The sequence below is a fragment of the Streptomyces sp. NPDC002623 genome, assembly GCF_053592635.1.
Genome location: NZ_JBSFWB010000023.1, coordinates 1 through 23,005, shown reverse-complemented (window position 1 = coordinate 23,005; position 23,005 = coordinate 1). Strand labels below are relative to the sequence as shown.

General features: G+C 70.5%; 16 protein-coding genes. 9 read left to right on the top strand and 7 right to left on the bottom strand.

Annotated features, from left to right (window positions below):
* Positions 1-96: 96 nt before the first annotated feature.
* Complete coding sequence (locus tag ACWD4O_RS33520) at positions 97-756, bottom strand: hypothetical protein (RefSeq protein WP_451285702.1); 660 nt, start codon at positions 754-756, stop codon at positions 97-99.
* Positions 757-1,176: 420 nt separating this feature from the next.
* On the opposite strand from ACWD4O_RS33520, the gene ACWD4O_RS33515 reads away from it, so the two are divergent.
* The 5 genes from ACWD4O_RS33515 to ACWD4O_RS33495 are packed head-to-tail and all read left to right on the top strand — an operon-like array spanning position 1,177 to position 9,180.
* Positions 1,177-4,077, top strand: a complete 2,901-nt coding sequence (locus ACWD4O_RS33515; protein WP_451285862.1) for a nitrate- and nitrite sensing domain-containing protein — start codon at positions 1,177-1,179, stop codon at positions 4,075-4,077.
* On the top strand, positions 4,074-4,508 hold the full coding sequence (locus ACWD4O_RS33510) for a roadblock/LC7 domain-containing protein (RefSeq protein WP_451285700.1): 435 nt from the start codon (positions 4,074-4,076) through the stop codon (positions 4,506-4,508). Before ACWD4O_RS33515 ends, ACWD4O_RS33510 begins: the two co-directional genes overlap by 4 nt.
* Positions 4,509-4,517: 9 nt before the next feature.
* A complete protein-coding gene (locus ACWD4O_RS33505) occupies positions 4,518-4,913 on the top strand; it encodes a DUF742 domain-containing protein (protein WP_451285698.1) in 396 nt (131 codons plus the stop codon).
* Between the two features lie 24 nt (positions 4,914-4,937).
* Positions 4,938-8,594 carry a hydantoinase B/oxoprolinase family protein gene (locus ACWD4O_RS33500; RefSeq protein WP_451285696.1) on the top strand — a complete coding sequence of 1,219 codons (3,657 nt, stop codon included), beginning with the start codon at positions 4,938-4,940 and terminating at the stop codon, positions 8,592-8,594.
* Positions 8,575-9,180 carry a GTP-binding protein gene (locus ACWD4O_RS33495; protein ID WP_451285694.1) on the top strand — a complete coding sequence of 202 codons (606 nt, stop codon included), beginning with the start codon at positions 8,575-8,577 and terminating at the stop codon, positions 9,178-9,180. Before ACWD4O_RS33500 ends, ACWD4O_RS33495 begins: the two co-directional genes overlap by 20 nt.
* A 464-nt stretch (positions 9,181-9,644) precedes the next feature.
* On the opposite strand, the gene ACWD4O_RS33490 is transcribed toward ACWD4O_RS33495, so the two are convergent.
* The 3 genes from ACWD4O_RS33490 to ACWD4O_RS33480 all read right to left on the bottom strand — a co-directional run bounded on the left by ACWD4O_RS33490 (position 9,645) and on the right by ACWD4O_RS33480 (position 13,040).
* Positions 9,645-11,297, bottom strand: a complete 1,653-nt coding sequence (locus ACWD4O_RS33490; protein WP_451285693.1) for an EAL domain-containing protein — start codon at positions 11,295-11,297, stop codon at positions 9,645-9,647.
* 130 nt (positions 11,298-11,427) lie between these two features.
* Positions 11,428-12,618: a lipid-transfer protein gene (locus ACWD4O_RS33485; RefSeq protein ID WP_451285691.1), complete on the bottom strand. Its 1,191-nt coding sequence runs from the start codon at positions 12,616-12,618 to the stop codon at positions 11,428-11,430.
* On the bottom strand, positions 12,615-13,040 hold the full coding sequence (locus ACWD4O_RS33480; protein WP_451285860.1) for a Zn-ribbon domain-containing OB-fold protein: 426 nt from the start codon (positions 13,038-13,040) through the stop codon (positions 12,615-12,617). The genes ACWD4O_RS33485 and ACWD4O_RS33480 overlap by 4 nt, the downstream gene beginning before the upstream one ends.
* 100 nt (positions 13,041-13,140) lie before the next feature.
* Here ACWD4O_RS33480 and ACWD4O_RS33475 point away from each other — a divergent pair, with 100 nt between their 5' ends.
* Positions 13,141-13,950: a M15 family metallopeptidase gene (locus ACWD4O_RS33475; RefSeq protein WP_451285689.1), complete on the top strand. Its 810-nt coding sequence runs from the start codon at positions 13,141-13,143 to the stop codon at positions 13,948-13,950.
* Between the two features lie 47 nt (positions 13,951-13,997).
* Positions 13,998-14,534 carry an NUDIX domain-containing protein gene (locus ACWD4O_RS33470; RefSeq protein WP_451285687.1) on the top strand — a complete coding sequence of 179 codons (537 nt, stop codon included), beginning with the start codon at positions 13,998-14,000 and terminating at the stop codon, positions 14,532-14,534.
* Positions 14,535-14,645: 111 nt separating this feature from the next.
* Here ACWD4O_RS33470 and ACWD4O_RS33465 read toward each other — a convergent pair whose 3' ends face one another.
* Positions 14,646-17,012 (bottom strand): glycoside hydrolase family 31 protein, encoded by a 2,367-nt coding sequence (locus ACWD4O_RS33465; protein WP_451285685.1) that lies wholly within the window; start codon positions 17,010-17,012, stop codon positions 14,646-14,648.
* Between the two features lie 214 nt (positions 17,013-17,226).
* On the opposite strand from ACWD4O_RS33465, the gene ACWD4O_RS33460 reads away from it, so the two are divergent.
* Positions 17,227-19,194, top strand: a complete 1,968-nt coding sequence (locus tag ACWD4O_RS33460; protein ID WP_451285683.1) for an acetoacetate--CoA ligase — start codon at positions 17,227-17,229, stop codon at positions 19,192-19,194.
* Positions 19,195-19,401: 207 nt separating this feature from the next.
* A complete protein-coding gene (locus tag ACWD4O_RS33455; RefSeq protein WP_451285681.1) occupies positions 19,402-20,295 on the top strand; it encodes a hypothetical protein in 894 nt (297 codons plus the stop codon).
* A gap of 90 nt (positions 20,296-20,385) precedes the next feature.
* On the opposite strand, the gene ptsP is transcribed toward ACWD4O_RS33455, so the two are convergent.
* Positions 20,386-22,056 (bottom strand): phosphoenolpyruvate--protein phosphotransferase, encoded by a 1,671-nt coding sequence (gene ptsP, locus ACWD4O_RS33450; protein WP_451285679.1) that lies wholly within the window; start codon positions 22,054-22,056, stop codon positions 20,386-20,388.
* A gap of 80 nt (positions 22,057-22,136) precedes the next feature.
* Complete coding sequence (locus ACWD4O_RS33445) at positions 22,137-22,586, bottom strand: PTS sugar transporter subunit IIA (RefSeq protein WP_450948772.1); 450 nt, start codon at positions 22,584-22,586, stop codon at positions 22,137-22,139.
* Between the last annotated feature and the right edge of the window lie 419 nt (positions 22,587-23,005).

The window sequence follows — 23,005 nt, the reverse complement described above, 5'->3', positions numbered from 1 at the left end:
ACGGGGAGGAGGCCGGCGAGCGTGGCCCATGAAGCGAGAGGGACCGTACCGCGATGGTGCGGTCCCGCGGCCCGCTTCAGGAGCCCTCGATCCACCTCAGGAGTGGGACAGCTGTCCGGCGCCGCCCTGCCTGCGTATCCGCTCGTGCGCCCGCTCGGTGGCCCGTGCCTGCCGTCGCGCCCGGCGGCGCTCGCGGCGCAGCGAGCGCGCGGTGCTGCTCGGCGTCGACACCACGCCGTTGCGCTGGTTCCACACCTGCCGGGTCACCCAGATGTCCAGTGCGCCCCATGTGGCCAGCACCGTGCTGACCACACTGCTGATCACCATGGGGAAGGCCAGCCAGGATCCGGCCAGGGTGCACAGGAAGGCGACCATCGCCTGAATCAGCGTCACGGCGATGATGAGCACCGCTCGTACGGCCGCCGTGCGCACCGGGTCGGGCATCCGCCGTCGCCGCGCGGGCTCCTCCACCCACAACGGCCGGTAGGCCGCCCGCTCCCGTCCTTTGGCGGACGCACCGCCGACGCCGGTGTCACCGCTCCGCCGGACGCCTTCCCGCGTGGCCGCGGCGGCACCCGCGGCCGCCGGGACGGCGCGGTCGGGCGACTCGCGCCTGACCGCCGGAATATCGCGCCGCTCCGCTGTCACGTGCCCGTTCCCAGGAATGTCGCGTTCAGATGCCTTGGGATCCCGCAACGCTGTACCGCGCGCCGTCGCACCCTCCTCGGGTGCCTCACGCCGCTCCGCCGTGCCCATCACCGTGTCACTCCCCACCGCCGACAGACCGCTTGCCTCCGGGTCGAAGACCCGGCTCCCCAGTGGCTGCCCGGCTTGCGCTGATTTACGCCGCCCAGGTGCGGCATACGGCTCGTGTGGCCGATTCCGCCCCCAATTCCCAATGAGTAGGACGAACGACGTGCCCCGAAGATTCCCAAGTTGCGAAAAATTCTGGCCAACTCGTTTGCCCGGCCGATCGGTTCCGGCCGGGCCCGGTCGGCCGGATTCGGGGAGGGAATCTCCCGCATTGCCCGGACAACGCACCATGTCTCGCCCTCGGTACGGAAGTTCAGCTTCCGGACAGCTCTTCGAGTTAACTGTGTGTCGGTAGTAGGCTCACGCCGTTTGTTGACGCACATGCGTACCCCCTACCGGTGGGGGTTCGAGCTGGGGGAGGCCATGCGCTTTCGCGGGAAGTCCATCCGCCGGAAGATCGTGGCGCTGCTTCTCGTGCCGCTGGTGTCCCTGACCGTCATCTGGGGCTTCGCCACGGTACTCACGGGACGCGAGGCGAGCCGCCTGTTCACCGTGTCGTCCCTGGTCGAGAACGTCGGCTACCCCATCGAGGACACCGTCCGCGTCGTCCAGCAGGAACGCCGACAGACCCTGGTCTACCTCGCCGACCCGCGTGCCTCCGACGCCCTGTCCGCCCTGCGCCGCACCCGCACCGCCACCGACGAGGCACTCGCCGAGATCCGCAGCAACGCCCAGGACCCCGATGTACGCGACGTCCTGGACCAGGACGACGGCGAGGGCCTGACCGCGGTGCTCGACGCCTTCGAGGGCGTCGACTCCCTGCGCCGAAGCGTCGAGGAAGGCACCGTCACCCGAGCCCAGGCCCTCGACCTCTACACGCAGTTGATCGACCCGTGCTACGCCCTGCTGGCCAAGCTGGACGTGGTCGACAGCGTGGAGATGGACAAGCAGTACCGGGCCCTCGTCAGCGTCGCCCGCGCACGTGAGCTGCTGTCCCAGGAGGACGCGCTGCTCGGGTCCGCCCTGGTCGTGGGCCGCCTCAGCGGCGAGGAGATCCGCGACGTCTCCGATCTGGCGGCCCAGCGGGAGGTGGTCTACGAGATCAGCCTCGCCCAGCTGCCCACCGCGGAGCGCGAACGCTACGAGAGCTTCTGGAAGAACGCCACCACCGCCCCGCTGCGCACGGTCGAACAGGCCGTGGTCGCCGCCACGCCCGGCGACCTCCCCCGGGGCGCCAGCGCCAAGAATTGGGACACCGCGGCCGGAAACGTCCTCGACGAGCTCGGCACACTGGACGAACAGGCCAACGACCGCTATCAGGACCGCGTCCGGCCGGTGGCGATCGAGGTCATCGTCAAGGCCGTCTTCGCGGGCGTCTTCGGACTGATAGCCCTGCTCGTCTCCCTCGTCCTGTCCGTGCGCATCGGCCGCGGCCTCATCCGCGATCTGCGCCAGCTCCGGCTGGAGGCCCACGACGCCTCCGGTGTACGGCTGCCGAGCGTCATGCGCCGGCTGTCCGCCGGCGAGCAGGTCGACGTCGAGACCGAAGTGCCGCGGCTCGAATACGACAAGAACGAGATGGGCGAGGTCGGCCAGGCCCTCAACACCCTTCAGCGCGCCGCCGTCGAAGCCGCCGTCAAACAGGCCGAGCTGCGCTCCGGGGTCTCCGAGGTGTTCGTCAACCTCGCCCGCCGCAGCCAGGTTCTGCTGCACAAGCAGCTCACCCTGCTCGACACCATGGAGCGCCGCACCGAGGACACCGAGGAGCTCGCCGACCTCTTCCGCCTCGACCACCTCACCACCCGCATGCGCCGACACGCCGAGGGCCTGGTGATCCTCTCCGGCGCCGCTCCCTCCCGGCAGTGGCGCAAACCCGTCCAGCTCATGGACATCGTGCGCGCCGCGGTCGCCGAGGTCGAGGACTACGAACGCATCGAGGTCCGTCGCCTGCCGCGCCTCGCGGCCACCGGCCCGGCCGTCGCCGACCTCACCCACCTGGTGGCCGAACTCCTGGAGAACGCCACGGTGTTCTCCCCACCGCACACCGCCGTCCAGGTGTTCGGCGACCGGGTCGCCAACGGCTTCACCCTCGAGATCCACGACCGGGGCCTCGGCATGGCGCCCGAAGCCCTCCTGGAAGCCAACCTCCGGCTCGCCGAGACGCCGGAATTCGAACTGTCCGACACCGACCGCCTCGGGCTCTTCGTCGTCAGCCGGCTCGCCCAGCGGCAGAACGTCCGCGTCTCTCTGCAGCCCTCGCCGTACGGCGGGACGACCGCCATCGTCTTCATCCCCGACGCCCTGCTGACCGACGACGTCCCCGACACCAACGGCATCGGGTTCCGGCTCGACCGCCCCCGCCCTCCGAAGGAGGGCGAGCCGGCGGAGGCTCGCCGGCCCGCACTCTCCCCGGCCTCGGTGCAGCTGCCCGGAGTGCCCGCCTCGATGATCGACGGTCCGGTCGAGCTGGAGGCCCCCGTCGGCCTGGACGCCCTCGGTGGCTTCCCGGCCACTCTGGACGAGGAGGACGACGACCACGGCGGCCTGTTCCGCCCCCGCCGCTCCCTCACCCGTGGCGCCGAGGACGAGTCGGCCGCAGGCGCCGTCGACCCGCACCGCAGGCTGTCCGACAGCCCCGGCGAACCCGACGCGTCCGTCACCGACGACCCGGCCGGCCCCGTACCGCTGCTGCCGGGCCGCCGCGCGCCCAAACTGGTCAGCTCGCACGGTCGCCCGGTCCCGGAACAGCGACTCCGGCGGACGGAGACGGACGCGGAGTCCCCGGCCCGGCCCGGCCCCCGCCGCATGGAGAACGAAGGACCGGCGCCTCTGCCGTCCCGCCGCCGCGGTATGACGGCCCAGATACCCCGCAGCGGCGGCGCGACCGAGCGCCCCGCGCTGCCGGAGCGTCCCGGCCGTGGCGCGGAAGAGCCCGCCCAGCCCCCCGCCCTCCCACGGCGCACACGGCAGACCACGGCCCGGCCCGGAGGCCCCGACGACACGGCCGAGCGCTCCGACACCGCGTCCGCCCCGCCCGGAGCCGGCACCCGGAACCAGGGAAGCGCGGCTCACGACACCGGCTCCGGCACCGGAGCGTTGCCGCGGCGCGTACGGCAGGCGAACCTGGCCCCACAGCTGAGACAGGGTCCGGCTCCGCGCGCCGAGAACCGAGCCGACCCCGCAGACCGGGACGCCGACGAGGTACGCAGCCGGATGGCCTCGCTCCAGCGCGGCTGGCAGCGCGGCCGCGTAGAGAACGCCGCGGGCGATGACGCCCACAGCGGCACAGCACCACAAGGAACGAACAAGGGGGACGGTCGATGACCGCACCGAAGGCGACCGGCGAGAGCACCACCGGCAACGGCGAGCTGAACTGGCTCCTCGACGAACTCGTCGACCGCGTCGCCAGCATCCGCAAGGCGGTCGTCCTCTCCGGCGACGGCCTTGCGACGGGGGTGTCCAAGGACCTGACCCGGGAGGACGGCGAGCATCTGGCCGCCGTCGCCTCCGGATTCCACAGCCTTGCCAAGGGCGTCGGCCGCCACTTCGAGGCCGGCAGCGTCCGCCAGACCGTCGTCGAGCTCGACGACGCCTTTCTGTTCGTCACGGCCGCCGGTGACGGCAGCTGCCTCGCCGTCCTCTCGGACGCCGACTCGGACGTGGGGCTCGTGGCCTACGAGATGACGCTTCTCGTCAAGCGGGTCGGCGTACATCTGGGCACCTCCCCGCGCACCGATCTGCCCGCAGGCGGGTAGTGGGATGGCATGAGCACAGACGGTCAGGGAAGAAGTCACTGGTTCGACGACGAGGCCGGACCGGTCGTCCGTCCCTACGCCATGACGCGGGGCCGTACCTCCAGTGCGGTCCAGCACCGCCTCGATCTGATCGCGGTGGTCGTCGTCGAGCCCCACGCCGACGATCCGGACGCGGACTCCTCGCTGTCCCCCGAGCACGTGGACATCGTGGATCTGTGCCGGGACGCTCCGCAGTCGGTCGCCGAGCTCTCGGCCGAACTCAACCTGCCCATCGGAGTCGTACGGGTCCTCGTGGGTGACCTCGTGGACGCGGAATTCGTCCATGTGAACCGGCCTGTACCCCCTGCCGAGCTGCCGGACGAGAGTATTCTGCGCGATGTGATCAACGGCCTCCGAGCGCTGTGAGCAGCGCGGAAGCGGGGTGAAGACGTGAGCGGCTGGCAGTTCTGGGTGGACCGGGGCGGCACCTTCACGGACATCGTCGCCCGTCGCCCGGACGGCCGGCTCCTGACGCACAAACTGCTCTCGGAGAACCCGGCGCGGTACGCCGACGCGGCCGTCGCAGGCGTCCGCACCCTCCTGGAAGGTGCGTCGGAGCCCGTCGAGGCCGTCCGCATGGGCACGACGGTCGCGACCAACGCCCTCCTTGAACGCAAGGGCGAGCGCACCCTGCTCGTCATCACCCGCGGCTTCCGTGACGCGCTGCGCATCGCCTACCAGAACCGCCCGCACATCTTCGCCCGCCGCATCGAACTCCCGGAGCTGCTGTACGAGCGGGTCCTGGAGGTCGACGAGCGCATCTGCGCCGACGGCACGGTCCTGCGCGCCCCCGACCTGGACGCACTGGCCGGGCCCTTGCGGGAGGCGTACGACGACGGGATCAGGGCTGTCGCCGTCGTCTGTATGCACAGCCATCTCCACCCGGCGCACGAACAGGCCGTAGGGCAGCTGGCCGCCCGCACCGGCTTCCCGCAGATCTCGCTGTCCAGCGAGGTCAGCCCCCTCATGAAACTCGTCCCGCGCGGGGACACCGCAGTCGTCGACGCCTACCTCTCGCCCGTGCTGCGCCGCTACGTCAGGCATGTCGCCGACGAGCTCCGCGATGTGCGGCTCATGTTCATGCAGTCCAACGGGGGGCTTGCCGAGGCGAGCCAGTTCCGCGGCAAGGACGCCATCCTGTCCGGACCTGCGGGCGGCATCGTCGGCATGGCCCGGATGTCCCAGCTCGCGGGCTTCGACCGGGTCATCGGCTTCGACATGGGCGGCACCTCCACCGACGTCTCCCACTTCGCGGGCGAGTACGAACGGGTCTTCACCACCCAGCTCGCGGGCGTGCGGCTGCGCGCGCCGATGCTGGACATCCACACCGTTGCCGCGGGCGGCGGCTCCGTCCTCCGGTTCGACGGCTCCCGTTACCGCGTAGGGCCGGACTCGGCGGGCGCGGACCCCGGGCCGGCCTGCTACCGCGGCGGCGGCCCGCTCGCCGTCACCGACGCCAATGTGATGCTCGGCCGCATCCAACCCGCCCACTTCCCCGAGATGTTCGGACCCGACGGCGACCAGCCCCTCGACCAGGCACTCGTACGGGACCGATTCACCGCCCTCGCCCGCGAGATCCGCGAGCGGACCGGCGACGACCGCACCCCTGAGCAGGTCGCGGAGGGCTTCCTGCAGATCGCCGTCGCCAACATCGCCAACGCGGTGAAGCGGATCTCCGTCCAGAAGGGCCATGACGTCACCCGCTACGCCCTCACCACCTTCGGTGGCGCGGGCGGCCAGCACGCGTGCATGGTCGCCGACTCGCTCGGCATCCGGACCGTCCTCGTCCCGCCCATGGCCGGTGTGCTGTCCGCGCTCGGCATCGGGCTCGCCGACACGACCGCCATGCGCGAACAGTCCGTCGAAGAGCCCCTGGAAGCCGCCTCCCTGCCCGGGATCCTCAAGACCGCCGACGACCTTGAAGCGGCGGCCCGCGCCGAACTGCGCGCCGAGGACGTTCCCGACGACCGTGTCCGGATCGTCCGCCGCGCCCAGCTCCGCTACGACGGCACCGACACTGCCCTCACCGTCGAACTCACCGATCCCACCGCGATGCGCCACACCTTCGAAGAACGTCATCGCGCCACGTACTCCTTCACGCTCGACCGCCCGATCGTCGTCGAAGCGCTCTCCGTCGAAGCCACCGGCATCACTCGACCCCCTGACCTGTCGGCCCTCGCCCCGTACGAAGGCCGTACCGCCGCGCCCGAGACCGTCCGCCTCCACACCGGCGGCGCCTGGCACGACGTCCCTCTCCACCGCCGGGAGAACCTCCCTCCCGGCGAGACCCTCACCGGCCCCGCGATCATCACCGAGGCCGGCACGACGACCGTCGTCGACTCGGGCTGGGAGGCCGCGACGACCCACGACGGGCATCTGGTCATGGAACGCGCGGCGATTACGCAGAGTTCCGATCTCGACACGAGAGCCGACCCGGTTCTGCTCGAGGTCTTCAACAACCTCTTCATGTCCATCGCCGAACAGATGGGCGCCCGCCTGGAGTCCACGGCCCAGTCCGTCAACATCAAGGAGCGCCTCGACTTCTCCTGCGCCCTGTTCGACCCCGACGGAAACCTGGTGGCCAACGCCCCGCACATCCCCGTCCACCTGGGCTCCATGGGCACGAGCGTCAAAGAGGTCATCCGCCGCCGCAGCTCGGCGATGCGCCCCGGCGACACTTACGCGGTCAACGACCCGTACCACGGCGGCACGCACCTGCCCGACGTCACCGTGATCACCCCGGTCTTCGACACCGGCAGTACCGAGAGCGCCGCCATCACGGACAGTGATCAAAAGCTGCTCTTCTACGTCGCCTCGCGCGGCCATCACGCCGAGATCGGCGGCATCGCCCCCGGCTCCATGCCGGCCAACAGCCGCACCATCGACGAGGAAGGCGTCCTCTTCGACAACTGGCTGCTCGCCGAGAACGGCCGCTTCCGCGAGGGGGAGACCCTCCGCCTTCTCACCGAGGCGCCCCACCCCTCACGCAATCCGGGGACCAACCTCGCCGACCTGCGCGCCCAGATCGCCGCCAACCGGAAAGGCGTCGACGAAGTGGCCCGCATGATCGAGAACTTCGGGCTCGACGTCGTACAGGCCTACATGAGGCACGTCCAGGACAACGCGGAGGAATCCGTGCGCCGCGTCATCGACGCCCTGGACGACGGCGAGTACTCCTACGAGACCGACTCGGGCGCGATCATCCGGGTACGCGTGCGCGTGGACCGCGAGAACCGCTCCGCGACCGTCGACTTCACCGGCACCTCGGCGCAGTCGGCCACCAACTTCAACGCGCCCTTCTCCGTCGTCAACGCGGCCGTCCTGTACGTCTTCCGGACCCTGGTCGCCGACGACATCCCGCTCAACGACGGCTGTCTGCGCCCGCTGAGGATCGTCGTGCCGCGTGGCTCCCTGCTCGCGCCCGAACCGCCCGCCGCCGTCGTCGCCGGCAATGTCGAGACCTCCCAGGCGATCACCGGCGCCCTCTACGCGGCTCTCGGCGTCCAGGCCGAGGGCTCCGGAACCATGAACAACGTCACCTTCGGCAACGAACGCCACCAGTACTACGAAACAGTCGCCTCCGGGTCCGGCGCCGGCGACGGCTTCCCCGGCGCGAGCGTCGTTCAGACCCATATGACGAACTCGCGGCTGACCGACCCCGAAGTCCTGGAGTGGCGACTGCCCGTGCAGCTCGACGAGTTCGCCGTCCGGCCCGCCAGCGGCGGAGCAGGACGGTGGCGCGGCGGGGACGGCGCGGTCCGCCGCATCCGCTTCCACGAGCCCATGACCGTCTCCACCCTGTCCCAGCACCGCCGGGTCCCCCCGTACGGCATGGCGGGCGGCGCCCCAGGCGCGCTGGGCACCAACCGGGTGGAACGCGTGGACGGCACCGTCGTCCGGCTCGGCGGCAGCGACTCCGCGGACGTCGGCCCCGGCGACGTGCTCGTCATCGAGACCCCTGGCGGCGGAGGCTACGGCCCGCCGCCCGACAACCCCCAGTCAAGCCATCAAGCAGGAGAAGTGATCGATGATCTTCGGGCGTTCTGAGCGCGGCAAGCCCCCGGTCGAGCCGGTCACGCTCAAGATCCTGGTGGCCGGCGGCTTCGGTGTGGGCAAGACGACGCTCGTCGGCGCCGTCAGCGAGATCAGGCCGCTGCGTACCGAGGAGTACCTCACCGAGGCCGGCCGGCCGGTCGACGACATCACCGGCGTCGAGGCCAAGCACACCACCACCGTCGCCATGGACTTCGGGCGCATCACCCTGCGCGAGGACCTTGTGCTCTACCTGTTCGGCACGCCCGGACAGGAGCGGTTCTGGTTCATGTGGGACGAGCTCTCCGAGGGCTCGCTCGGCGCCGTCGTGCTCGCCGACACCCGCCGCCTGGAGGACTGCTTCGCCGCCGTCGACTACTTCGAACGGCGCTCCATACCCTTCCTCATCGCCGTCAACTGCTTCGAGGGCGCCGATCGTTACCCCGAGGAGGACGTACGCGGGGCCCTCGACCTCGATGACGATGTCCCGGTGATGCTGTGCGACGCCCGCGATCGAAGGTCGGTCCGAGACGTTCTCGTCGGCGTGGTCCAACACGCGATGGACTACGGGGCCGACCGCCGCAAGGCCGTCACCACCTGAGACGCCCGCACGGCCGACACGGCCCGTACCCCCGCCGACCGGGGTACGGGCCGTGGCTCAAAGGGACACGCGCGTGCGAGGTGTGCCTTCGTAGCGGATGAGTCCGGTGAGGACACCGCGCGCGTCGGAGTACCAGCACTGTGCGAACAGTTGGCACACACAGTTGGCCCACTCTTCGACGGCACCGGCCGGTCACCGGTGTTGAGCAGCAGAAAACTGTCCGTCCCGTTGACACCGGGAAGTTTTCACCGACGCTCAGGGAGCGTCAAGGAGGCCGACGACAACGGTTGGGGGCGCAGGGGGCGAAGGACCGGGACGGCCCCCTCACGGGCCTGGCGGTCCTCCCTGGATCCTGCGGGGCCTCGGCGCTTCTGACGGGCGCCGGCGCCGCCTGTCGGCCCTTCCAGCCGCTCGTGGCATCGAAGCCACCGGCCGCCGAGCTGTCCCGGTCGGTCTGCCCCCGGTCAGCCCACCCCCGGCTCCGCACCCACCGCCCCGGTTCCCGCAGCCATCGGCTGCGACCCGCGCCGGATCTCGTATCCGGTCAGCCCCGCCTGTCCCACCACCCAACTCGCCCCTCGCAATGACTTCGCAGCCTTCTTCAACGGCGCGAGAAACGCCGCAGCCTGGCGGTGATCCGTCACGCTGCCCGGCCGGCACAGGACCGTGGCCAGCGACAACGTGACCGGGAGCCCGCCTGCCGACCACGGCGCGTCCAGCACGGAGACGGCCAGCGGATCCAGGCCCTCCGGATCGGCCAGGACCAGGAAGTCGTCCCCGCCGATGTGCCCCACGCGCGCGTTCCCGGACGTGGCGATCTGCAACGCTCGTCCCACCGACCGGATCAGCTCGTCGCCCGCCGCGAACCCGGCCCCGTCGTTCACCTGTTTGAAGTGGTCGATGTCCAGCCAACTCAGCGCGAACGCCCACCCCTCCGTGATCCGGCGGTCCACCTCCCCGGTGATCGCGTCCGAACCGGGCAGCCGCGTCAGCGGATTCAGCCCGGCCGCCTCCTCGACCCGGTTCTCGGCCAGCGCTCGCACGAGATCCGCGAGCCGGACGACGCCCACGCATCGCCCGTCGTGGTCGACCACGGCCACATCGTCGGAGGTGCGGTCCGGGTCGCCGTCCGCGACCACGTCCAGTACTTCCCACGCGGTCGCGTCGACGCCCACCGTCCGCGGCGGATCGCCGAGCTTGGCCGCGGGACGGTCCGCGTAGAGGGCGTGGCCGTAGCGCCCCGACATCGACAGCAGGAAGCGCGACCGATGCACCGACCGGACCGGGACCCCCGTGCGGTCCACGAGCAGTACTCCGGACACGTCCGGCGACCCGGTCAACAGCGCCCGCACCTGACCGGCGGACGCGCTCGCGGGCAGCAGCGCCGCCGGTCGGACGAACTCCCGCACCGACGGCCCCGACCTGGTCGCCGACACGAAGCCGGGGCTGAGCGACGGCATGTACACATCCGCGGCGGGCAACCGGCTCGGCGGCGCGAACAGCGCGCCCTGCGCCAACTGCGCCCCGGCCGACAGCGCGGCCGCACACTGCAGCTCGGTCTCCACACCCTCGACGACCAGGAGCGCCCCCAGCTCGTCGCACAGGGTCCGCATCGCCCGTACCGCCGCGGGCCGTGCCAGGAGCGAGGCGTCGAGCTTCACCAGGTCCGGCGCGATGTCGACCAGCAACCGCAGCGGCGCGTCCCCGTCCCCGACGCCGTCCGCACTGATCCGGAAACCCTGGCCCCGGAGCGCGGCCAAGGCCTCCAGAAGCGCGGCCTGCGGGACGTGCGTGTAGGGCGGGACGACGTCCAGTGTGATCTCCCACGGCAGCCGCCCCGCCTCGCGCACGGCGCCGTGCAGGGGGACGAGCCCGCCGAGATCGGCGAGGGTGCCTGCGAACACGTTCACATGCAGGGGGAGCATCGTCTCCTGGCGTGCCGCGGCGCGAACGGCCAACACGGCCAACCGGCCGTCGAGTTCGGGATCCCGGCGCGCCTGGGCCAGGACGTCGCCGCCCTCCGGGCGGGCGAGTATCTCCAGCCCTGCGACCCCTCCGGTGGCCAGGTTGACCACCGGTTGGAAGGCGAAGCGGAGAGTGTCCGTCGAGGAGCGCACGGGAGCATGATGACGCTGCCGGCGTGCGCCCAAGCCCAGTTCACGAGACGTTCACACAGGATTCCGAGGCGATCGCAGAGAGTGAAAGACCTCGATCAAGGGCACGGGGCGCGAGGCCTCTCGGCGCTCTTCATCGCACCGCGACCACCGCCGAACCATGACCGAACAGCCCCTGGTTCGCCGTGACGGCCACGCGCGCGTCCGCGATCTGGCGATCTCCCGCCTGCCCCCGCAACTGCCAGGTGACCTCGCAGACCTGAGCGATCGCCTGCGCCGGCACCGCCTCCCCGAACGAGGCCAGCCCACCGCTCGCGTTCACCGGTATGCGGCCGCCGGACGCCGTCGCGCCCTCCCGGAGCAGCTTGGCGGCCTCGCCGTCGCCGCACAGCCCCAGGTCCTCGTACCACTGCAACTCCAGGGCGGTGGAGAGGTCGTAGACCTCGGCGAGCGAGAGGTCCTCGGGACCGATGCCCGCCTCCTCGTAGGCGGCTCGGGCGATCGAGGCCCGGAACGGTTCAGCGGCCGGATCGGCCCCTGTCGCGGAGTCGGTCGCGATGTCCGGCAGATCCAGCACCGTGTTGGGGTATCGGGGCGTCACGGTGGACACGGCCCTGATCCGCACCGGATCCACCGCTCCGTGCCGACGGGCGAACTCCATGCTGGACAGCACCAGCGCCGCGCCGCCGTCCGACGTCGCGCAGATGTCCAGCAGTCGCAGCGGATCGGCGACCACCGCGGACGCGGCGACCTCCTCCACGGTCACGCGCTTGCGGTACCGGGCGTTCGGATTCAGCGCCCCCATGGCGGCGTTCTTCACCTTGACCTGGGCGAAGTCCTCCGGTGTGTCCCCGTGCACGGCCATGCGCCTGCGCGCGTACAGCCCGAAGTACGTCGGATTGGTCGCCCCGAGCACCCGGAACCGTAGCCAGTCCGGGTCGTCCGGCCGGTCCCCTCCTGCCGGACGGAAGAAGCCCTTGGGGGCGGAATCGGCCCCCACCACCAGCACCACGTCCGCCAGTCCCGCCAGGATCTGGGCCCGGGCCGTGCCGATCGCCTGAGCCCCCGACGCGCACGCCGCGTACACGCTCGTGACCCGGGCTCCCTGCCACCCCAGGGCTCTCGCGAACGTCGCTCCGGCCACGTACCCCGGATAGCCGCCACGCACCGTGTCCGCGCCGACGATCGAATCGACGTCCCGCCAGTCCACGCCCGCGTCCGCGAGGGCCGCGCGCGCCGCCTTCACCCCGTACTCGACGAAGCCGCGACCCCACTTGCCCCACGGATGCATCCCCGCGCCGAGCACCGCCACCTCTGCCGTCATCCCGCCACCCCCGTCGGCCGCCATCGCCAGGTCGTCCAGGTCGTCTCCGCGTCCTCGTCGAGCACGCCCGGTACGACCTCCATCTCCATGCCCACCGCCAGATCGGTGACGGTGACCCCGGGAACCGCCTGTCCCAGCACCACGATCCGCTCGGACTCCAGCTCCACAGCGATCAACGCGTACGGTTCCCATGGAAGTTCCGGATCGGTCACATAGGGTGACGGAGGGCGGTACCGGCTGTCCGTGTACGACCAGACGCGCCCGCGCCGCGAGAGCGGGACCTCCTCCAGCGCGCCGCCCTGGCAGCCCGGATTACGGCAGTGCGTGTCCTCGCGCGGGAAGAAGACCGCCCGGCACCCCGAGCAGCGCGTTCCGAGCAGTCTGAAGTCGTCGCCCTTCCCGGTGAACCAGCCGGCGACCACGGGTGTACGTGTACGCGACAAGGGGTCTCCCTCCGGGTGTCTCATCTGACGGATCGTCAGGAGTGTGGCATGCCCGCCCGGAATTGGGCAGGGAGGGGGCATGACACGACTCTCCAGTGCCGTACGCAGCGTCGTCACCGTGCTCGCCGCCCTGCTGACCGTGACCACCGCCTCCGCCCCGGCGCGGGCGCACACCGACCCCGAGGCCCCCGCCGACTTCGTGGCCCTGAGAACCGTGGACCCGACCATCCTTCAGGAGATGCGCTACTTCACCCCGCACAACTTCGTCGGCGTCCCCGTCGACGGCTACCAGCAGCCCGTCTGCATCCTCACCCGGCCGGCCGCCGAAGCCCTCCACGAGGCCCAGACCACACTGCTGCGGCAGGGATACACACTCAAGGTGTACGACTGCTACCGCCCCCAGCGAGCCGTCGACCACTTCGTCCGCTGGGCCGAGGACCTGAACGACGAGGCGACGAAGGCCGAGTTCTATCCGAACGTCGACAAGACCCGGCTGTTCGCGGACGGTTACATCGCCGAGAAGTCCGGTCACAGCCGAGGCTCGACCATGGACCTCACCATCGTGAAGCTCCCTGCCGCACCGACCAGGCCCTATGTGCCCGGCGAACCGCTCGTCCCCTGCTACGCACCGCAGGAGCAGCGCTTCCCCGACAACTCGGTCGACATGGCCACCGGGTTCGACTGCTTCGACACCCTGGCCCACACCCTGGACGCGCGCGTACAAGGGCAGCAACGGGCCAACCGGCTGCTCCTCAAAGGCACCCTGGAAGACCTCGGCTTCGTGAACCTCGCCGAGGAATGGTGGCACTACACCTTCAAGCCCGAGCCCTACCCCGACACCTATTTCGACTTCCCCGTCTCCGTCGGGTCCCTCTCCAACGGCCACTGAGCAGCCTCAGTACGGCGCCCTCCCCAAGATCGGATACGCTCCGCCGCGTGTCCGAAACTCTGCACTCCACTTCGAACTCCGCGCGCGACTCCCACTGTTCGAGTTGCGGAGCGCCCTACGGGGAGGGCGTCACCGGCTGGCCCCGCACCTGTCCGGCCTGCGCCACCGTCGCATACCGCAACCCGCTACCGGTGGCTGTCGCGCTCCAGCCCGTGTACGACACGAAGGGCACCGCCCTGGTCGTCATCACCCGAACCATCGAACCCGCGCGCGGGGGCGTCGCACTGCCCGGCGGCTACATCGACGACGGTGAGGACTGGAAGCAGGCCATCGTCCGCGAACTCAAGGAGGAGACCGGCATCGAGGCCGCACCCCGCGATGTGCGGCTGGCCGACGCCATGAGCTCCTCCGACGGCCACCTGCTGCTGTTCGGGCTCCTTCCGGAGTGCCCCGCGGAGCGTCTCCCGGAGTCCGCCGTCACGGACGAGACCGAGGGCTGGCACCTCCTGCGCAGGGCGGAGGAACTCGCCTTCCCCCTGCACACGCACGCCGCGCGGGCGTTCTTCGAGGGCCGGTACATCTAGGGCCGGTGCCTGCGGATCACGCGGGAGCGGCGGAGCCGGGTCCGTGGGCACACCCGCCCCGATCAGACACCGTCGCCCTTCTCCGACCTGATCCGCCGGACAGACCGGAGCTCACCACTGGTCGAGCCCGCGTACGCGCACCGGGTCGGACGGTGCGTACACGCCGCCCTCGCCCTCCCGCTCGACGACGACCCGCGAGCCCTGCCAACGGGCGATGTACCGCTCGGTCTCCGGCTCCTCCCAGCCGTCGCCCGCGTCCCGCACCACCAGGCCACCACCCGTCCGCCCCTTGACCGGCGCCCACACCTCCAGCTCCAGTCCGCCGTCGTCGCCCCGCACGGGCAGGACGGCACCGGCGCGCGCGAACACCGGAATACGCGACAACGGGGCGTCCACGAGCACCTGCCCGGGCCCCTGGTACCCCCGCCCCGTCGCCGTGTCGTACCAGAGCCCCCGCGGCAGCTGCACCGCACGACGGTCGGCGCCCGGGTCCATTACGGGTGCCACCAGAAGACAGTCACCCAGCAGGAAGGCGTCCTCGCAATCCCGCAATGCCCGGTTCCGGGGCGCGCCCCACCACAACGGGCGCACATAAGGGGCGCCGGTACGCCGGGCCAGATGCGCCAGCGTCACGAAGTACGGCAGCAGCCGCCGACGCTCCACGAGCGCCACACGCGCGTGCTCCAACACCTCGGGCCCGAACTCCCACGGCTCCCGGCGCCCCGCCCGCAGGCTCGCGTGCGTGCGGAACAGCGGCAGGTACGCGCCCAGCTGGAACCAGCGCAGATACAGCTCGGGCGACGGACTGCCGTCGAAACCGCCCACGTCCGGCCCCGAATACGGCACCCCGCACAGCCCGAGCCCCATCACCAGGGACAAGGACGCCCGCAGTCCCGGCCACCCTGTGGCGACGTCCCCGGACCAGGTGCCGCCGTACCGCTGCAGGCCTGCCCAGCCGGACCGCGAGAAGACGAACGGACGCTGGTCCGGAACCAGCTCCCGCAAGCCCTCGTAGGCCGCCCAGGCCATGCAGAGCCCGTACACGTTGTGCGCCTCGCGATGATCACCGCCGCGCCCATCCAGCGAGTGCCGCGCGGAGCGAGGCAACGTCGATTCCCCGAACGCGGCGAACGACGTCGGCTCGTTCATGTCGTGCCAGAACCCGGCGAACCCCTGCGCGATCCGTTCGGCGTAGAGACCACCCCACCACTGCCGCACACGCGCGTGCGTGAAGTCCGGGAAAACCGCCTCTCCAGGCCACACCACGCCCTCGACGACCTGCCCCGACGCATCGCGCACGAACGCGTCCTCGGCGACCCCGCTCTCGTACACGGCGTTGCCCGACGCGGCCTTGACCGCCGGGTCGACGACCGACACCAGACGTATCCCGTCCCGCCGCAGCTCGTCGGCGAGCACCGACAGTTTCGGGAAGCGGTCCTGGTCGACGGTGAACACCTGATGCTCGTCGTAGTGGTCGATGTCGAGATGGACCGCGTCGAGCGGCAGGCCGTGCTCCTGATAGCCCGCCACGATCCGCCGGACCTCTTGCTCGGTGCCGAAGCCCCAGCGCGCGTGATGATGACCGAGCGCCCACCCGGGCGGCACCGCCGGAGCCCCGGTGAGCGAGGCCCAGGCGAGGAGCACGCGCGCGGGAGTGCCCACGATCACCCAACGGCGCAACGGTCCGCCGTCCATCCGCACCTCGCACGCTCCCGGCCGGTCGTGCCCGGAGCCGGCCCCCTCCTCGCCCTCACGCAGCATGACCGTGCCGTCCCAGGACGTGTCGTGGAACACCAGATGGGTGGCGGCATCGGCCACCACCAGTTGCACCGGCATCGTGAGATAGAGCGGATCATCGCCACGATCGAACGCGTGTCCGGGATCCGTGTTCCACAACCGGTATGTCCCGTCCCGCAGCCGCGGCCCGGACGCCCGTCCCCCGAGGCCGAAGAAACGCGCGTCCGCCGCCACCTCCGAGCGCTGCATCCAGCGCGCCTGGCCACCGTCCTGCGGATCCCACCACCGGGGCGGCAGATCACGGCGCAACATCACGCCTCCCGGCGTGCACACCTCGATGGCGCCGTGCCGTGAGACCACGACCGTCACCCGCTCGGCGACGACCCGCCATCCGCCGTCCTTGTCCGGCTCCAGCACCGCCCGTGGATCCGGCTCCGGACAACGGCCGGCCAACGCGTACGACGGCTCGGGCTCCGCACCGTCCCAACCCCAGAACACGGCCCCGTTCACCGCGACATGGATCCTCAGCTCCGACCGGCTGAACCGGAGCGTCCCCCCGCCGGGCCCCGGCTCCGCCTCCTGCACCGGACCCGGCACCCGCGCCCGCTCGGGACCCCGCACCGGCAACCCGGATGCGTCCGCGCGCCTCCTGCGCCATGCGGACCTCACGGTGCGCAAACCCTGGGCGGTCCCCGCAGAACCGACCGCCTTCATCGAACGCACCAGGTCACGACCGTCCATGCTGTTCACCCTGTCACTGACCGCGCCACATACGCGGGTCGTTCAACTGCCGTTCACCTGTGGCGGGACCACATCTTCACGACACGGACTGTGTGGAGCCCACCCTGGTGCAGAAGTCGATCACATGGCATCGTCCGTGTCAGCCGCGTCACGCGCACCACCCCAGCTCGTGCGCGGGCGACGCACACGACGCGCAGAGTTCGGGAGCCGCCCCATGCCGACCGTGAACCCCGAGCCGCTCTGGCGGCCAGATCCGCAGCGCATCGCCCAGGCCCAGGTGACGAAGTTCCAGACCTGGGCGGCCGAGCATCACGGAGCCCCGTCCGAAGGCGGCTATCCGGCGCTGCACCGCTGGTCCGTCGACGAGCTGGAGACGTTCTGGCAAGCCGTCACGCAATGGTTCGACGTACGGTTCTCGACGCCCTACGCGCGCGTGCTGGGCGACCGCTCCATGCCCGGCGCCCAGTGGTTCCCCGGCGCGACGCTGAACTACGCCGAGCACGCCCTGCGCGCGGCCGCCACCCGCCCGGCCGAACCGGCCCTGCTGTATGTCGACGAGATCCATGAGCCGAGCCCGGTGTCCTGGTCCGAGCTGCGCCGCCAGGTCGGCTCCCTCGCCGCCGAACTGCGCGCCCTCGGCGTCCGCCCGGGAGACCGGGTCAGCGGCTACCTCCCGAACATCCCGCAGGCCGTCACAACCCTCCTCGCCACAGCCGCCGTGGGCGGTGTCTGGACGTCCTGCGCCCCCGACTTCGGCGCCCGCAGCGTCCTCGACCGCTTCCAGCAGGTCGAACCCGTCGTCCTGTTCACCGTCGACGGCTACCGCTACGGCGGCAAGGAGCACGACCGCCGCGACGTCGTCGCCGAACTGCGCGCCGAACTGCCCACGCTGCGCGCCGTGGTCCACATCCCCCTCCTGGGCACGGAGCCGCCCGAGGGTGCCCTGGACTGGGCGGCCCTGACGGCCGCGGACGAAGAGCCCGTCTTCGAACAGGTCCCCTTCGACCACCCCCTCTGGGTGCTCTACTCCTCCGGTACGACCGGCCTGCCCAAGGCCATCGTCCAGTCCCAGGGCGGCATTCTGGTCGAGCACATCAAGCAGCTCGGACTGCACTGCGACCTGGGCCCCGAGGATCGTTTCTTCTGGTACACCTCGACCGGCTGGATGATGTGGAACTTCCTCGTCTCCGGCCTCCTGACCGGCACGACGATCGTCCTCTACGACGGCAGCCCCGGCTACCCGGACACGGGCGCGCAGTGGCGCGTCGCCGAACGCACGGGCGCCACCCTCTACGGCACCTCGGCGGCCTACGTCATGGCCTGCCGCAAGGCGGAGGTGCACCCAGCCCGCGACTTCGACCTCTCGAAGGTCCAGTGCGTCGCCACCACAGGGTCCCCGCTCCCGCCCGACGGCTTCCGCTGGCTGCACGACGAGGTGCGCGACGACCTGTGGATCGCCTCCGTCAGCGGCGGCACGGACGTGTGCTCCTGCTTCGCCGGAGCCGTCCCGACGCTCCCGGTGTACACCGGCGAACTCCAGGCGGCAGGCCTCGGCACCGACCTGCAGTCCTGGGACCCGAGCGGTCACCCCGTGATCGACGAGGTCGGCGAGCTCGTCGTCACCAACCCCATGCCCTCCATGCCGGTCCGCTTCTGGAACGACCCCGACGGCAGCCGCTACCACGACAGCTACTTCGACACCTACCCCGGCGTATGGCGCCACGGCGACTGGATCACCGTCACCTCACGGGGCTCCGTCGTCATCCACGGCCGCTCCGACTCCACGCTCAACCGCCAAGGCGTGCGCATGGGCTCCGCCGATATCTACGAGGTCGTCGAACGGCTCCCCGAGATCAAGGAATCCCTGGTCATCGGCATCGAACAGGCCGACGGCGGCTACTGGATGCCCCTTTTCGTGCACCTCGCCCCCGGAGCAGTCCTCGACGAGGCACTCCTCGCCCGCATCAAACAGGCCATCCGCGAACAGCTCTCGCCGCGCCACATCCCCGACGAGGTCATCGAGGTACCCGGAGTCCCACACACCCTCACCGGCAAACGGATCGAGGTCCCCGTCAAACGCCTCCTCCAGGGCACCCCACTGGAAAAGGCCGTCAACCCCGGTTCCATCGACAACCTCAACCTCCTGCACTTCTACGAGGACCTCGCCCGCAAGCGGTCCTGAGCCCGCCCACCCCTCGCGACCCCGCACTCGCCGTCACCACGGCGAACGCCGTCGGCACCCTAGGCAGGCTCATCTTCGATGCCCTTACCGCCATGACCTGCAGGTTTGGGCATCGCGCAGTCCGAGGTCGACTCGCGAACCTCCCGTTGTCAGTGCCGTCGATTACTGTGAGTGAGCATTGATCGACTGTGCACACAGGGGGAAAACATGGCACACACCGACCACCGAACGATGCGACGCGTCCTGCGCCGTGAAATCGCCGGCACCATCGGCCTGCTCACCGACGAACACGACTTCCGTGCCATGCGGCGCTACCGCACCTTCACCTTCGACGATCACCCGACCTACCTCCAGCAGGTCGAAGACCTCCTGAGGACACGCGCACTGCAGGGCAGCCACACCACCGTGGCGCTCTTCGACCCGCAGGAGTACGCCGAATACTGCGCAACCAAGGGCCTCGACCCCGACATCCCCGCCAACCGCACCCGCTTCACGGCCGAACTCGCCACCACCGGCCCCACCATCCCCTACGAGGGCCAGCCCCTGACCGACCTCCTGCCCGCCCTCGTCGACGAAGCCGTCCGACAGGCGACCTGGGAGTACGCGGCCACCCTTCTGGCCCGCCTCGGCGCCTGCGCCACCTGTGGGGAGGACATCGGCCGCGCAGCCTTCACACGCGCATCGAGCCTCGTCGCCCGCATCCTCGACACGGCATCACCGGGCAACCGGCACCTCGTCTGCAGCGTCACCGGCACACCCGAAACGCTCGTCGCCGTGCTCCACGCGGACGAAGAGGCCGACAGCGCCACACAACTCGACGAGGCGGAAGCACTCGAGTTCACCACCGTCCTCGCCCTGGGACTCGCCACCCAGAGCCCGGGCGGCCTGGTCATGCGCACCATCGCCCCCGACACCCCCGACCGGATCTACGGGTGGCGCCTGCGCGGAGAAGGCCTCGAACCCCTGACCGCCGGCGAGGTCTTCGACGCCTATTGCACCGACGTCGAATCCGGCGACCTCATCTCACCCGAGTCCGGCGTGGACTACTGCTTCCCACCGGACCTCGGCCCGGAAGGACGGCCGCCGGGCCACCACCACTGAACGAAGGGCAACGCCCACACACAGCAGGGGCGCGCCACCCGAAGGCGGAGCGCCCCTGCTCACCGGCTCATCGCCGACCGGATCCGACCACTACTCGCCGGAGAGCACGGCCTGCGCGGCGTTGCGCGCCTCCTCGGCACTGTCCGTGGCACGCGCAGCCGCCGCGGCACGCTCGCACTGCGCCAGCGTGTACTTCGCCAGGGACGCCCGCACGTAGGGAATCGACGCCGACCCCATGGAAAGAGAGGTGACCCCCAGACCCGCCAGCACACACGCGAGCAGCGGATCGGCAGCGGCCTCGCCACAGACACCGCAGCTCTTGCCCTCGGCCTTGGCCGCCTCGGCGGACAGGGCGACGAGGTCCAGAAGCGCGGGCTGCCACGGATCCTGCAGCCGGGACACCGCACCCACCTGCCGGTCGGCGGCGAAGGTGTACTGCGCGAGGTCGTTCGTGCCCAGCGACAGGAACTCCACCTCCTGCAGGATCGAACGAGCCCGCAGAGCGGCCGACGGAATCTCCACCATCGCGCCGAACTTCGCCTGCAGGCCCGCCTCACGGCACGCGTCCGCGAACGCCTTCGCGTCGGCGCGGTCCGCCACCATCGGTGCCATCACCTCGAGGTAGACCGGCAGCCCTTCAACAGCCTTCGCCAGCGCCGTCAACTGGGTCCGCAGGACGTCGGGGTGGTCCAGCAGCGTCCGAAGCCCACGCACGCCCAGTGCCGGGTTGGGCTCGTCAGCCGGAGTCAGGAAGTCCAGAGGCTTGTCCGCACCTGCGTCCAGCACCCGCACGACGACTCGTCCCTCGGGGAAGGCCTCGAGCACCTGCCGGTAGGCCTCGACCTGCTTCTCCTCGGACGGGGCGTTCTTGCTGTCGTCGAGGAAGAGGAACTCGGTCCGGAAGAGCCCGACGCCCTCAGCGCCGGCCTCGACGGCCGCAGGTACATCGGCGGGTCCGCCGACGTTCGCCAGCAGCGGCACCTTGTGACCGTCCGCGGTGGCACCCGGGCCGGTCGAGGCGGCCAGCGCCGCCTTGCGCTCCGCGGCCGCTGCCCGCAGCTGGGCCTTCTTCTCGTCGCTCGGGTTGACGAAGATGTCGCCGGTGCTGCCGTCGACGGCGATCACCGTTCCCTCGGCGAGCTCACCGGCTCCCGGCATAGCCACGACAGCCGGTACGCCGAGCGCGCGGGCGAGGATCGCGCTGTGACTCGTCGGCCCGCCCTCCTCGGTCACGAATCCGAGCACCAGCGTCGGGTCCAGCAGCGCGGTGTCGGCGGGCGCCAGGTCCCGGGCAACCAGCACATAGGGCTCGTCACTGTCCGGGACACCCGGCATCGGAACACCGAGCAGACGGGCGACGATACGATTCCGCACATCGTCGAGGTCGGCCACACGGCCGGCGAGGTACTCGCCGGCTCCGGCCAGCAACTCTCGGTACGCGGCGAATGCGTCGTACACGGCGCGCTCGGCCGTGCTCCCGACGGCGATACGCCGGTCCACGTCGACCATCAACTCAGGGTCCTGAGCCATCATGGCCTGCGCTTCGAGCACTGCCTGGGCTTCGCCCCCCGCCAGATTGCCGCGAGCCATGAGGTCGGCTGCCACGGCCTCCACAGCTTTGCGGGCGCGCCCCTGCTCGCGCTCCGCGTCCTCCGCGGGTATCTGCTTGGCAGGCGGTTCCAGCACCGCCGTTCCCATGTGCCGAACCTCGCCGATCGCCACACCGTGACTTACACCGACGCCTCGCAGCGTTGTCTCCATCTCACCCGTCTCCGATAGTGCGGCGGGTCCCGCCGCCGCGGTGATTGTCCTGATACGCCGTCGGCTAGACGGCCTCGGCACTACTGCCAGGAAAAGAGGACGTCGCCGGCCTTCACATCGCCCTCTTCACGGAGTTCGCCGAGAGATTCGGCCGTGGCCTCCAGCGCGACGATCGGGCACACCGGGGACTTGCCGGCCTCCTCGACCGCGAGCGGGTTCCACCGCACGATGCTCTGCCCGCGCGTGACGGTGTCGCCCTTGTTCACGAGGAGCTCGAAGCCCTCGCCGTTCAGCTGCACGGTGTCGATCCCGAGATGGGTGAGCACGCCATGGCCTTCGGCGTCGACGACGACGAAGGCGTGCGGATGGAGGGAGACGATGACTCCGTCCACGGGGGCGACGGCCTCGGAAGGCTCACGCACCGGGTCGATCGCCGTGCCCGGGCCGACCATGGCCCCGGAGAAGACAGGATCCGGCACCGCTGCCAGCCCGATGGCGCGTCCTGCAAGAGGGGACGTCACGGTGGTCATGGGAAGCCTCCCGGGGGTGGAGATGTATATGGGCCGTTACTGCCTGGCCAGGACGGCGCACTGTGCAGCAGGGTATGTCATACGAAGTACCGCTTCCGCACGAGAGCTCCCGATCCGTGGTCTAGACCACTAGCGTAGTCGATTTGCAGCGGCTCCGCGGCCCCGTGTACAGTCGTACTCCTGCTTGAGGGTGAGCGACGCGAACAAACACGCTTGCCGAGCAGCATCCAACTTGTCAGATCCTATCTTTGGATCACTTTCTGCATGCCTGCAGGATGGTGGTCAGAGGGCCGGAAAAACCCTGATAGAGTCGGAAACGCAAGGCCGAAGGGAAACTGCCCGGAGGAAAGCCTGAGAGTGTCTCGGGTGAGTACAAAGGAAGCGTCCGTTCCTTGAGAACTCAACAGCGTGCCAAAAAT